This window comes from Tepidiphilus baoligensis (assembly GCF_012911495.1).
In the GTDB taxonomy this organism is placed as follows: domain Bacteria; phylum Pseudomonadota; class Gammaproteobacteria; order Burkholderiales; family Rhodocyclaceae; genus Tepidiphilus; species Tepidiphilus olei.
The window spans coordinates 192538-204819 of record NZ_JAAAUB010000003.1 but is presented as its reverse complement, the minus strand read 5'-3'; the positions used below and the strand labels follow the sequence as shown (position 1 = coordinate 204819).

Genomic DNA, 12282 nt, shown 5'->3' with positions numbered 1-12282 from the left:
GCTCCTCACGAATCAGGACAGGGGAATTTTATCAGAGGCGAGGGGCAGGGGTTTTTCGAGGTGCCCGGCAGGAGCCTCGTGCACCGAGCAGCGAAGGACTACACGTGGTCAGCGACTGGCCAGCGATCTATTTCTATTTCACGGGGCACCCCTTCGAACCCCCCACCGCCGTATCGGTTCGCCGCACTTTCGAGGAAGCACAACGCATCCAGCTCTTCGGCGGCACCCTCAGCGAGGTCGACCTCACCGAGCGCGAGCGCGAAAAGAATGAACTCCTCTACTCCCCCCATCTCAGCCAGTGGGACGCGATGGACCGCAGTCCCAAAGGGTGGCGCATCCGCCGCAGCGGCGCGCGCAGCGAGCTCACTCGCTGGCCGCCGGGGCGACTGATTCTCGTGCGCAAAAGCCCCAAAGTCTACGGCGGCATGCTCACCCGTGTGCGCTGGCGCCAAGCCACGTTCGACGGCGAAATCCACCTCGGACTCGAGCAGATTCCAGGCATCCCCCGCCCCACGGCGGTACAACACTTTCCCGTGGTGGGCGCCCCGCCCAGCCCCTGGCATCCCGCTTTCTGGTTCTCCGACACGACACGCGGCGACGAAGGCACGCACCGCCTGCTCGCCCCGCTGGAAATCGGCACCGACACCAAGCTCATCAATCTGTGGGTCGACCACAAAACGCGAGGTGCCCGCGTCCAAGAAGTCCTCGAAAAAGGCGAGGACTATATCCTCCTTTCATTCTTCTGGATCGATCCCGTCATCCTCTGATCGATTCGCTTCGCTCCAACGCCAGCGTGTGGCAGGAAAGCGCAGCCGGAACTCGCTCCCCTGCCCCAGCGTGCTCTCGATGAGGAGTCGCGCCCCGTGGCGCTGCGCCACGTGGTTGACGATCGCCAACCCCAGTCCGGTCCCCCCGCGATCACGAGAGCGCGCCCGGTCGACCCGGTAGAATCGCTCCGTGAGCCTCGGCAGGTGCTCCGGAGCGATGCCGATCCCGGTGTCGCGCACGAACAGCTCTCCTTCTGCGTTTTTCACGCTGCGGGCGCCGATCACCACCCGTCCCGGTGCCGGGGTGTAGCGCACCGCGTTGAGCGCGAGATTGCCCAAGGCCGATTCCAACTCCGTGCGCACTCCCAGGATCGCGCAAGGTTCCGGCGGCAGAGACACCTCCACCGTCAGACCATCCGGCGCCACGCTTCTGGCCTGGGTCGCTACCGTCTCCAACAGCTCGGCCACCTCCACCCAGCGTGCCGGTGCCGGCTGTGTGCCCTCGAGTTGCGCCAGGGTCAGAAGATCCTCCACCAGCCGCTGCATGCGCACTGCCTGAGCATGGACCTGCTCCAGATAGCTCGACACCGAAGGAGGAAGTGGCATCTGCGCATCCAGTGCCATCTCGAGGTAGCCACGCACGATGGTGAGCGGCGTGCGCAGCTCGTGCGAGACGTTGGCGACGAAGTCGCGCCGCATCCGCTCCAGGCGTATCGCCTCGGTGCGATCCTCGACGAGCAGCAGCGCCTCCCCTTCTTCGAGTGGCACCCACTGTAGGCGGCAGTAGAGCGCCTCACCGCGCCGGGGTACTTCACCGGTGAAACCAGCCTCGCCCGCCGCGCGGATGCGTTCGACCCAACGCGGCTCGGGCAGAAAGAGCGCCAAGGGCTGCCCTGCATGCAAACGGGGCTGCAATTGCAACAATTCCTCGGCGCGACGGTTGAGCCTACGGATCGTTCCATCGTCGCGCAACCATACGACCCCGACCGGCAGTCGATCCCAAGCCGCGATCAGGCGCTCCCGATCGCGCCGTGCCGCCTCCACCCGACGTCGCCACACCCGCTCCTGCGCCCGCAACGGCTCGAGTATCAGGCGCGACCGTGCGGACACCTCCTCCAAGGGTCTCCCGGAAAACGCCTGCTCCAGAACCTCGGCAAATTCGCGCTCGAGCCGCCACCATGCCCAGCCCAGGCCGAGCACGAGCACCCCCAACCCCGCCTGCCAGGAAAAGAAGGAAACCGGCACCACGAGCGCCCCAACGCCAAGCAATCGCCGCCACGCAAAGCGCCCATGCCGCCGCAGGCGCTGCGCCGTTTTCATGCTTCCTGCGCCATCTGCACCGAGAATCGATATCCTGCTCCGCGCACCGTCTGGATCAGACCCGCGAGACCATGAGGTTCGAGCGCTGCACGCAGGCGGCGCACGTGCACATCCACCGTGCGCTCCTCGACGAAGACGTGATCCCCCCAGACGCGATCGAGCAGCTGAGAGCGGCTATGCACCCGTTCCGGATGGGTCATGAGAAAATGCAGCAAGCGAAATTCGGTCGGGCCCAGCGCCACGACCCGACCTTGCACCAGCACCCGCCGCGCCGCCGGATCGAGCTTCAAGCCACCCGCCTCGAGCACCTCCTCGCCCACCTCCGGCCGGCGCCGGCGCAGCACCGCCCGGATACGCGCCACCAGCTCGCGGGGCGAAAAAGGCTTGGTCACGTAGTCGTCCGCCCCGGCCTCCAGCCCGAGCACCTTATCCACTTCTGCCCCACGCGCCGTGAGCAGGATGAGCGGCAGAGCCCGGGTCCGCTCCTCTCGCCGCAAACGCCGCACCAGTTCGATGCCCGACAGCCCCGGCAGCATCCAATCGATGAGCATCAAATCCGGCAAGGCTTCGCCGATCAAGCGCAATGCACTTTCCGCGTCGGCCGCGCGCAGCACGTGAAATCCCGCTTGCTCCAGATTCACCGCGATCAATTCCAGGATCGCCGGCTCGTCCTCGACCACCAGCACGTTGGCCGCCATGCTCCCTCCGCTTGCCTGAAGAACGTTGCCGTTATATCGCGAAATGGTGACGTTTTCGTGACAATTCATTCCTGGAAATGTTCTGGTCCCCTCGTGTCGGATCCCCACTGGACGTTCCCGTGGAACGAGGGACATGTTAGGCTCGTGTTGGCCAAAAACGAACGACAAAAACGCGGAATGCGCGGCTCATCACGAGACTGGGGGAGCATCCGGAAACCGGAGCACGCCGCCACGGTAGCGCCGGGTGCGCCTTCCACGAGAGTATAACCACAGGGATCCCGGCACCGGGATCACTTTCGATACCGACGAGGAAGGAGAAAGATGATGAAAGGATTGCGCGACAAGGTGGCGGTGGTCACGGGCGGGGGAGGAGGGATCGGGGCGGCCATCTGTCGCCGTTTCGCCGAGGAGGACACGGTGGTGGCGGTGCTCGATCTCGACGGTGAAGCCGCCGACCGTGTGGCCGGGGAGATCCACGCCGCGGGCGGCAAGGCGAAGGCTTACCCGGTCGACCTCACGGTACAGGAGCAGGTGCAAGCCACGGTGGCAGCGCTCGAGCAGGATCTCGGCCCCATCGACGTGCTCGTCAATAACGCCGGCTGGGATCGGGCGGCTCCTTTCCTTGAAACCGACAAAGCGCTGTGGGACAAGATCGTGGCGGTCAATCTCTACGGGCCGCTCTACATGCACCACGCGGTGCTGAGCCGGATGGCGGCGCGCGGCAAGGGGAGGGTCGTGAATATCTCCTCGGACGCGGCGCGGGTAGGTTCCTCGGGCGAATCGGTCTATGCCTTCTGTAAAGGCGGATTGGTGGCGTTCTCCAAGACGATCGCCCGCGAGCTCGCCCGGCAGAAGATCAACGTGAACGTCGTCTGTCCCGGCCCCACCGACACGGCACTCTTTCGCGATTTCGCCGGCGAAGGTGAACGAGGGGAGAAACTGCGGGCAGCGCTCATCAAGGCGATTCCCTTCGGCCGTCTGGGCGAACCGGAAGACGTGGCGGGTATCGTGGTGTTTCTCGCCAGCGACGAAGCGGCCTTCATCACCGGCCAGGTCATCAGCGTCTCCGGTGGTCTGACGATGGCCGGTTGATCCACCCACAAAGGAAGGAGGACAAAATGGAATATCAGGACATTCTCTACACCAAGGTCGACGGCGTGGCCACGATCACGATCAACCGCCCGCAACGCTACAACGCCTTCCGCGCCCAGACCTGCGAGGAAATGATCCACGCATTCAAGGATGCGGACTTCGACCGCAGCATCGGCGTGGTGGTGCTCACCGGTGCCGGCGACAGGGCGTTCTGCACCGGGGGCGACCAAAGCACCCACGAGGGTGGCTACGGCGGGCGAGGGACCATCGGTCTGCCGATCGAGGAAGTACAGAGCGTGATCCGCGACATCGCCAAACCGGTGATCGCCCGGGTAAACGGCTATGCGATCGGCGGCGGCAACGTACTCGTGACGCTGTGCGATCTGGCGATCGCCTCCGAAACGGCGCAGTTCGGCCAGGTCGGTCCCAAGGTGGGCTCGGTGGACCCCGGCTTCGGCACGGCCCTGCTGGCGCGCGTCGTGGGCGAGAAGAAGGCGCGCGAGATCTGGTACCTATGCCGGCGCTATACGGCCCAGGAAGCGCTGGCCATGGGGCTCGTCAATGCCGTGGTCCCTCCGGACAAGCTCGACGAGGAGGTGCGCCGCTGGTGCGACGAGATCCTGGAGAAGAGCCCGACCGCGATCGCGTTGGCGAAGAAGTCGTTCAACGTCGACACCGAAATGATCCGCGGCATGGGAGCGCTGGCGATGCAGGCACTGCGTCTCTATTACGACACGCCGGAATCGGCCGAGGGCGTGCGCGCGTTCCAGGAGAAGCGCAAGCCCGATTTTCGCAAATACGTCAAATGAGATTATGCCGATGATCCGGGACGAGGAGACCTTGGCCCACCTCTACGAAGGGACGACGCAGAACCAGAGCCAGCAGCTGGCGATGGCGCGCGCTCCGATGCGGAAGAAACGCTACGGGTGAGACCGTTCGTGGCGCGACGAGCGCGGAGCACGGACCGAAGCGCCCCGGATCTCGGCACAGCCGGCCCGGGGGACGACGAAAGTGGTGCGCCGTTGCGCCACGATGGGGCGAATGATCACTGGCGCCCCGACGCCAGTGCTTGAAAAACAAAGAAAAAAATATTGGTACGCTATTTGCTCATCCTTGTCCGGTATCCTCGACCGGAGAACTTCCATGAAATCCTTTGCCCTACCCCTGACGGCTATGTTTTGCGCACTCCACGTGATTCCTTCCGCCCACGCCGAAGAATCGCCCCAAACCCCCTATTCGCTGAGCTTCTCGCTTGGCGCCACCAGCGACTACGTCTTTCGCGGCGTGTCGCAGACACAAAACGAACCCGCCGTCCAAGGCGGCTTGGAATTCGCTCACGCCAGTGGCATCTACATCGGACTGTGGGGCTCGAACGTCGCCTGGGTGAAAGATGGCGGCTACAAAGACGACAACAGTCTCGAAGTCGATCTCTACGGCGGTTTTCGTGGCAATTTCACCGAAGATTTCGGTTACGACGCAGGGATCATCACCTATTACTATCCTGGCAACAAGATTTCGGGGGCAACCGACCCGGATACGACGGAAGTCTACGCCGGCGTATCGTGGCGGACGATCTCCTTCAAGTATTCGCATGCGGTCTCCAAACACTTGTTTGGCTGGACGGCCGATGATGGAGGAAAAACGCGCGGCAGCTACTACCTCGATCTTTCCGGCACTTACGATTTAGGGAGCGGCTGGAGTGTGCTCGCACACGTTGGGTACCAAGACATAAAGGACAACGACGAGGCATCCTACACCGATTGGAAGCTCGGTGTGAGCAAGGATCTCGGTTTCGGTATCGTGTCATTGGCATATACGGACACCGATGCCAGCAAGTCGGCCTATACGTGGGATGGTGAAAAAGTAGCCGATGCGAGAGTCATCCTTTCGTTCCAAACGGGCTTTTGACCATCGCCCTCCCCCGGCTGAGGTTCGTACCACACCGAAGCGCGGTGGGGGGAGTTTCGAATCAGGGCGGCACGAGTGGGGATGAATCGCCGCCTCAGAACCCGAGTCGCGCGAACCACACCTCCACCGCCTCCCCTGCCGGCCGCCGCAAGCCCACGCCACGCCTCCGAGCTTGTACCCGCAGCGCCTCCGGGCGTGGGCTGCAGAGCGAGCGCAAGCGACGAGGGGCGATCGGGTGTGAAGTGAGCGAGCCTCACCGTACGCCGGTCACACGGAAACGCCGTATCGACGCGCCCAGTTTGCCGGCAGCGTGCTTGACCCGGTCGACACTCGCCGCAACTGCCGCCAAGGAGGCGCGCACGCCATCGGCGATCGTCGCCACGCGCTGCATCACGGCTCCGTTCGCGCGGCTGCGATCGGCCACGCGCTCGATCACACCCAGCAGTCGTTCGGCGAGTTCGTGCACCTCGCCCTGTTCGGAGACGGCCTCTTCGGCAAGCCGCAGGCCGTTCTCGACGTCGGCCACGCCCGATTCCATGATCGCGACCGCCTCGCGTGCGCCGTGCTGGATCCCCTCGATCTTGCCGCGGATGTCACCGGTGGCGCTGGCCGTACGTTGCGCCAGTTTACGCACCTCGTCGGCCACCACGGCGAAACCGCGCCCGTGCTCGCCAGCGCGTGCCGCCTCGATCGCCGCGTTGAGCGCAAGCAGGTTCGTCTGGGCGGCGATGTCGCTGATCACGGCCACGATGTCGCCGATCTCCTCGGTGCGCTGATTGAGCGCCTGGATGGTGCGGCTGGCGGTATCGATCGAATCGCGGATCGCCTGGGTCTGGGTGCGTACCGTCTGAAACTGGGTTTGGGCGTTCTCCACCACCGCGCCGAGCGCGCTGCGCACTTCCTCGGCGGTGTGGGTGGCGGTGTCGATCTCGGCGAGCTGTTCGCCGAGCGAGTCGAGCAGGCGCTGCACCTCGGCGAGCAGCTCATTGGCCGTACCGGCAGCCGCGGTGTTCTTGTCGATCATCTCGCCATGCGTCTGGCGCACCTCGTCGGTGGTGCGTACCACCTGCCCCAAGGTGCCGTCGAGCGAATCGATGAAGCTGTCGATCCAGCGCCCGAGTTCGCCGCTCTCGTCTTCGGCGAGCAGGCGGCGATCGAAGCGCTGGGTGAGGTTCGCCTCGCCCTCGGCGAGCGAGCGCATCACCTCGGCCATGGCATCGAGCCGTCCGGTGAATGCCCGCACGCGGCGCTGCAGCAGCGGTGCGTAGCCAAGGAGCAGCATGGCGGCCATCACCGCCACCACGGTCGACGCTGGCGGTTCGGCATAGACCGCAAATCCCGCCGCCAGCAACGCCGCGGCCCCGACGAGCAGCAGAAAGTCGCGTGTGAGCTGGAAACCCAGCGGGCGATGACGATAGACCTCTTCGAGATCGGCCTCGCACATCATCCCCCAGCGATCGGGTGAACCGGGTAGCTGAAACGTGACCCCCTTGCCGATCACCGGGATGTGACGATAGTCCGGATAACCGGGATAGATGACGAAGAGGTTCTCGCCGCAGCGGATCGTCTCGCGCACGCCGGGGTGCAGTTGCCCCGTGGCCGGGTCGACGAAGCGCAGCTCGAGCTCGGTATGCCGCTGCACGCGCACGGTGCCGTAGGGGGTGGCGACGCCGCGTTTCAAGTTGTCGCCGAGGGTGAAGGTTTCATCTTCGAAGCGCGAACGCGACAGGGCCGTGCCCGGGGCGATCGTCGGGTCGAAGCGCGACTCCACCATGAAGAGGTAGTTGTCGCCCGAGTCGCGGTAGACGTGTCCGGCCTCGCGCTGGATGAGATCCCCGATCACGTCGTTGGGCACACGGGCGCAGACGCAGCCCAGCACCGTGCCCGAACGCGCGATCGGGTGATAAAACATCAGCGTGACTTCGTCGTGAAAACGGGAAGTGGTCGGCCCCAGCGCCTCGGTGAGGGGATCGGCGTAGGGTCCGTGCAGAAAGGGGCCGCGCAGCCCGGCAGCGACGGCTTTCTCGGGCAGATCCCGCTTGCCGACGTGCTGCGGGGCGGTCGAGGCGAGCACCCGCCCCGCCGGATCGATGACGAAGAGTTCGGAGCAATCGGTAGCGAGCAGCCGTTTCTGGCGCAAGGGTTCGGGATCGAGCGGTTCGTCGAACCGGTCAGCGTAGATTTGGGCGAGGTCGGCGAGGTGTTCCCACTGCGTCCGCGTCCAGTCTTCGAGCAGACGCACGCGGGTTGCGGCGATGCTCTCGAAGGTGCGCTCGATCGCCGGATAGCGGTGGCGGTTGAGCCAGCAGGCCCAGCCCATGGCGAGCTTGCCGGTTTTGCCGAACCAGGGCAGCCAGTGCCGCTCGGCGGGGGTGAGCGCCATGCGCCGGCTCTTGAGCGTGCCGTCCGCGCGCGGCGGGGAATAACTTGCACCAAAAGGGTTCGAATGGGTCAAGGTTTGTGCCGTCATGGTGCATTCTCGCATCGAGGGTATCGGCCGCCAAGTCGGCGCAGACGACGAAAGTGCCGGCCTCGCCGTGGGCCGTGGCAGAAAGGGTGCGTACCCAGGTACCATCGGGTACCGAGAGGTAGGGGTCGGTCAAATGGATTCGCCCGGGCATGGCGATGGCGCGGCGAAAATAGGGCCGGGCGCTCCACAGGGCACCGGCGCCATCGGCCAGCGGCAGGTAACGCAGCAGGGTCAGCGGCACACGCGAGGCGCTGTGCCCGAGCTGGCGGCCGTTTGCGTCGAGCAGATAGGCGCGATAGACCTCGGGGCGGGCGATCAACTCGGCGCTCGCCAGAGCAAAGTCTTCTCCCAAAGCGACGCGGCGCAAGGTCTGCCGGAACACCTCTTCGAGCGTTTTGGGTACCGCCTCACGACGGCGCACAGGACACGCCCGCAGCGGGTCGTGCAGTTTCTCCCGCGCGCCCCAGGTGCTCTTGAGGGCGAAAGCGCGCGGCTGCGGCCGGGCGTAGTAGAAACCTTGCACGAGATCGGCTTCGGCCTGCACGGCGAGCTGCGCCTGCGCCGCGGTTTCCACGCCCTCGAAGAGCACCAAGGCACCGGTGTCGCGGATGAGCGCCACCAGCCGCTGGAGACTGCGGCGCACCCGCGCGTCCTCTTCCGCGAACAAAATCAGCGTGCGATCGAGCTTGACGATGTCGGGCGCGAGCGTGAAGAGCCGGTCGAGGTTCGAATGACGAGCACCAAAGTCGTCGAGCGCGACCAGGCAGCCGAGCGCCCGGTAGCGGGCCATGAGTTCGCGCAGCCACCCGGAATCGGTACTCTCGTCCTCGGTGAGCTCGACCACGACCTGGTGCGGATCGAGCCCGGCCGGGAGATCGTCTTCTTCGGTGAGCTGTGCCTGCGGTGCCCGATTGACGAAAAGCCACAGATCGTCGCCTGCCAGCGGCCGAAAGTTTTCGTAGTGCAACCGACGGGCGAGCCGGTCGCGCAGAATGAGCTCTTCGGGGTGCAGACTCGAGGTGAAAAACCGCAGCGGTGGCACCTCCACCCCCTCGTGCTGTGGCCGCAGCAAGGCTTCCAGCCCGACGATGCGCCCGTGCGCGATGCTGAAGATCGGCTGGAAATGGCTCATGAGCTGCCAATCACGATAGCTCAGGATCGTGTCCTCGGGATGGCGGTGCCAGCGCACCGATGTTTCCAGGCATTCCGGCGCGTCGTGCTCGCGCATTGGGGGTTCCTCCGATTTCCACCGCACCGTGCGGCATGCCCACTAGAACCAGCAATAATCATGCCTGAGCCTCTTTGCAGCAACGGCGTCGGCGTCACATCCTCGTCACACAGCTCGCCTACGATGGCGGGCGATGCGCCTTGTCGTGGCGAAATTCGTCCATGGATTCCCTGACCGAAATCATGTGCCCTCCCTATCCCGCCGACGTCCTCCCCGAGCTGGAACGCCTGTTGCAGGAACGACGCCTGGCAGCGCGTTTCCAGCCGGTGATCACGCTGGAGGACGGCGGACTCCTCGGCTTCGAAGGGCTCATCCGCGGCCCCAGCGACAGTTCGCTGCACGCTCCCCTGGTGCTCTTCGACGCGGCGCGCCGTCTCGGGCGGTTGAGCGAGCTCGAATACCTCTGCCGCGAGACGGTCATCGCCGCTTTCGCTGCTCAAGGCGGCCAAGGGAAACTGCTGCTCAACGTCGATCCGGGGGCGATGGTGGTGCAGCCGGGCGATCAAAGCCGGACGCTCGCCTGGATCGAACAGGCGGGATTGTCACCGCGGGAAGTCGTCATCGAGCTCACCGAAGCCACGCCGGGCCTGGACTACGCCCAATTGCGCCATGCCGTGGCGCACTACCGCAGCCTCGGCTTTGCCATCGCCATCGACGATCTGGGCGAAGGCTTTTCTTCGCTGCGATTGTGGTCGGAGCTCGAGCCGGATTTCGTCAAGATCGACAAGCACTTCGTGCAAGGGGCGCACGCCGACCCGATCAAGTGGCAATTCCTGGAATCGATCGCGCGCATCGCGCGCAACAGTCCCACACGGGTGATCGCCGAAGGCATCGAGACTCCGGCCGAACTCGCGGTGGTGCGCGAATGCGGGATTCCTCTCGGGCAAGGCTATCTCTTCGGACGCCCCGAGCCCCGGCCCGAGTATCGGCCCGAGCCGGCACATTTCCGCGCTGAACCCGAGCCCGAGCTAACCATGTCGTCGAGCACGGAAGCGAGCGTGGCCTCGCTCGTGCACTACGTCGCCCCCGTCGCGCCCGAGACGACGAACGAGCAGGTCTTCTCCCGTTTCGAACGCGACCCGGATCTCTATGCTATACCCGTCGTCGCTGATGGCGAGCCATTGGGCCTCATCGCGCGTAACCACTTCATGGATGCCTACGCCCGTCCCTACCGGCGCGAACTCTACGGGCACCGCCCCTGCACCATGTACCTCGATCGCAACGCCCTGGTGATCGACCGGCGCATGAGTCTGCAGCAACTGTCGGATCTCATCACCCAGCTCGATGCCAAGCACCTGGTTCAGGGGTTCATCATCACCGATGCCGGCCGCTACCTCGGTCTGGGCAACGGGCACGCGCTGCTGCGCGAGATCACCCGCCTGCAGCTCGAAGCCGCCCGTCATGCCAATCCGCTCACCAACCTGCCGGGCAACGTGCCGATCCAGCGGGAAATCGACACCCGGCTCAAACGCGGCGAGCCGTTCGTGGCTGCCTACCTCGATCTCGATCATTTCAAACCGTACAACGACATCTATGGCTTCCGCCGCGGGGACGACATCCTGCGGCTGGTGGGCGAACTGCTGCGTGAGCACACCGATCCGGCCAGGGATTTCGTCGGCCACATCGGCGGGGACGACTTCATCGTGCTGTGGGGCAGTCCCGACTGGCAGGAACGCACCGAGGCGCTGCTGCGCACCTTCGATGCGCGTATCCCAGAGTTCTACCATCCCGAAGACCGCGCCCGCGGCGGCATCGAGGCCGAGGACCGGCAAGGGCGAACGGTCTTCTTCCCGCTGTGCGCCTTGTCGGTCGGCGCCGTCGTCATCGACGAGCCGCAGCGCTACGAGAGTCATCACGCCGTGGCCGAGGCCGCCTCTGTGGCGAAGAAAATGGCGAAAATGGCGAAAAAAGCGACCGGCAGCTCGCTCTTCGTCGAACGTCGCCGGGGGAGCGTGGCCTCACAGGATGCCGTCGGCACGATGGAGCACATCGGCGAGCTCGACCTCGGGCGGTAGTGGCTCGAGCGCCCGGCGCGGCGCCTGGGGCGGTTGCGGCGGGGCGATTTCCTGGTGCCAATCCACCAGCTCCAACCGACCGTCGATGTGCTCGACGATGGCCGTGCAGGAATCCACCCAGTCGCCGCAATTGACGTAGAACAGCCCTTCCACCTCCTTGATCGCTGCCCAGTGGATGTGGCCACAGATCACGCCATCCAGACCCCGCTCGCGCACGCTGCGCATCACCGCGTCTTCGAAGCCGTACCTGAACTCCAGGGCTTTCTTCACCTTGCGCTTGACGTGACCGGCGAGCGACCAATAGCCCGGCCGTCCCATCTGGCGGCGAACCCAGGCCCAGAGGACGTTGGCGCGCACGAGCGCGCCGTAGGCAACGTCCCCGAGCAGGGCCACCCAGCGGTGGTGACGCGTCACCTCGTCGAACTCGTCGCCGTGGATGAGCAGAAACCGCCGGCCGTCGGCCGTCTCGTGCACGTACTCGGCGTGCAGCGTGATGTCGCCAAAGGCCGTCCCGACATAGTCGCGCAGGGCCTCGTCGTGATTACCCGGAATGAAAATCACCCGTGCGCCATGCCGCGCCCGCCGCAGAATCTTCTGCACCACGGTATTCTGCGCCGCGCTCCAGTAGATGCCACGGCGCATCGCCCAGAAATCGACGATGTCGCCGACGAGGTAGAGGTACTGCGCCGGATATTCGCGCAGGAAATCGACCAGGCGCTCGGCCTTGCAGGCGCGCGTCCCGAGATGGATGTCCGAGAGAAAAACGGAGCGAACTGCTGGCATC

9 protein-coding genes and 1 pseudogene are annotated in these 12282 nt (G+C 65.1%); 5 read left to right on the top strand and 5 right to left on the bottom strand.

The window, feature by feature from the left end; all coding sequences use genetic code 11:
• Positions 1-104 precede the first annotated feature (104 nt).
• The gene (locus GV368_RS03920) at positions 105-767 is read left to right on the top strand and encodes a hypothetical protein (protein ID WP_169115550.1); all 663 of its coding nucleotides are present in this window, start codon (positions 105-107) and stop codon (positions 765-767) included.
• On the opposite strand, the gene GV368_RS03915 is transcribed toward GV368_RS03920, so the two are convergent.
• Entirely contained in the window at positions 735-2087 is a 1353-nt protein-coding gene (locus GV368_RS03915) for an ATP-binding protein (protein ID WP_169115549.1), read from the bottom strand. The two genes, GV368_RS03920 and GV368_RS03915, sit on opposite strands and share 33 nt — an antisense overlap.
• A complete protein-coding gene (phoB, locus tag GV368_RS03910; protein WP_169115548.1) occupies positions 2084-2785 on the bottom strand; it encodes a phosphate regulon transcriptional regulator PhoB in 702 nt (233 codons plus the stop codon). Before phoB ends, GV368_RS03915 begins: the two co-directional genes overlap by 4 nt.
• Positions 2786-3109: 324 nt before the next feature.
• Here phoB and GV368_RS03905 point away from each other — a divergent pair, with 324 nt between their 5' ends.
• The 3 genes from GV368_RS03905 (at position 3110) to GV368_RS03895 (ending at position 5785) form a co-directional block, all read left to right on the top strand.
• Positions 3110-3877: a glucose 1-dehydrogenase gene (locus GV368_RS03905; RefSeq protein ID WP_169115571.1), complete on the top strand. Its 768-nt coding sequence runs from the start codon at positions 3110-3112 to the stop codon at positions 3875-3877.
• 26 nt (positions 3878-3903) lie between these two features.
• The gene (gene badI, locus GV368_RS03900; protein ID WP_169115547.1) at positions 3904-4686 is read left to right on the top strand and encodes a 2-ketocyclohexanecarboxyl-CoA hydrolase; all 783 of its coding nucleotides are present in this window, start codon (positions 3904-3906) and stop codon (positions 4684-4686) included.
• A gap of 334 nt (positions 4687-5020) precedes the next feature.
• Positions 5021-5785: a TorF family putative porin gene (locus GV368_RS03895; protein WP_169115546.1), complete on the top strand. Its 765-nt coding sequence runs from the start codon at positions 5021-5023 to the stop codon at positions 5783-5785.
• A gap of 253 nt (positions 5786-6038) precedes the next feature.
• Here GV368_RS03895 and GV368_RS11730 read toward each other — a convergent pair whose 3' ends face one another.
• Both GV368_RS11730 and GV368_RS11725 read right to left on the bottom strand, forming a co-directional pair.
• Positions 6039-8168 (bottom strand): methyl-accepting chemotaxis protein, encoded by a 2130-nt coding sequence (locus GV368_RS11730; RefSeq protein ID WP_169115545.1) that lies wholly within the window; start codon positions 8166-8168, stop codon positions 6039-6041.
• Positions 8169-8763: 595 nt separating this feature from the next.
• Positions 8764-9387, bottom strand: a pseudogene (locus tag GV368_RS11725) (EAL domain-containing protein); the annotation flags it as partial.
• A gap of 257 nt (positions 9388-9644) precedes the next feature.
• Here GV368_RS11725 and GV368_RS03885 point away from each other — a divergent pair.
• A complete protein-coding gene (locus GV368_RS03885) occupies positions 9645-11498 on the top strand; it encodes a GGDEF domain-containing protein (RefSeq protein ID WP_206673260.1) in 1854 nt (617 codons plus the stop codon).
• Here the strand turns inward: GV368_RS03885 and GV368_RS03880 are convergent.
• Entirely contained in the window at positions 11442-12281 is an 840-nt protein-coding gene (locus GV368_RS03880) for a UDP-2,3-diacylglucosamine diphosphatase (protein WP_169115544.1), read from the bottom strand. The genes GV368_RS03885 and GV368_RS03880 overlap by 57 nt on opposite strands.
• Between the last annotated feature and the right edge of the window lies 1 nt (position 12282).

Excerpts from the sequence above, each read along its gene's own strand:
- GV368_RS03915 (WP_169115549.1), bottom strand. The coding sequence starts at position 2,087 with ATGAAAACGGCGCAGCGCCTGCGGCGGCATGGGCGCTTTGCGTGGCGG.
- phoB (WP_169115548.1), bottom strand. The coding sequence starts at position 2,785 with ATGGCGGCCAACGTGCTGGTGGTCGAGGACGAGCCGGCGATCCTGGAA.
- GV368_RS03905 (WP_169115571.1), top strand. The coding sequence starts at position 3,110 with ATGAAAGGATTGCGCGACAAGGTGGCGGTGGTCACGGGCGGGGGAGGA.
- badI (WP_169115547.1), top strand. The coding sequence starts at position 3,904 with ATGGAATATCAGGACATTCTCTACACCAAGGTCGACGGCGTGGCCACG.
- GV368_RS03895 (WP_169115546.1), top strand. The coding sequence starts at position 5,021 with ATGAAATCCTTTGCCCTACCCCTGACGGCTATGTTTTGCGCACTCCAC.
- GV368_RS11730 (WP_169115545.1), bottom strand. The coding sequence starts at position 8,168 with ATGGCGCTCACCCCCGCCGAGCGGCACTGGCTGCCCTGGTTCGGCAAA.
- GV368_RS03885 (WP_206673260.1), top strand. The coding sequence starts at position 9,645 with ATGGATTCCCTGACCGAAATCATGTGCCCTCCCTATCCCGCCGACGTC.
- GV368_RS03880 (WP_169115544.1), bottom strand. The coding sequence starts at position 12,281 with ATGCCAGCAGTTCGCTCCGTTTTTCTCTCGGACATCCATCTCGGGACG.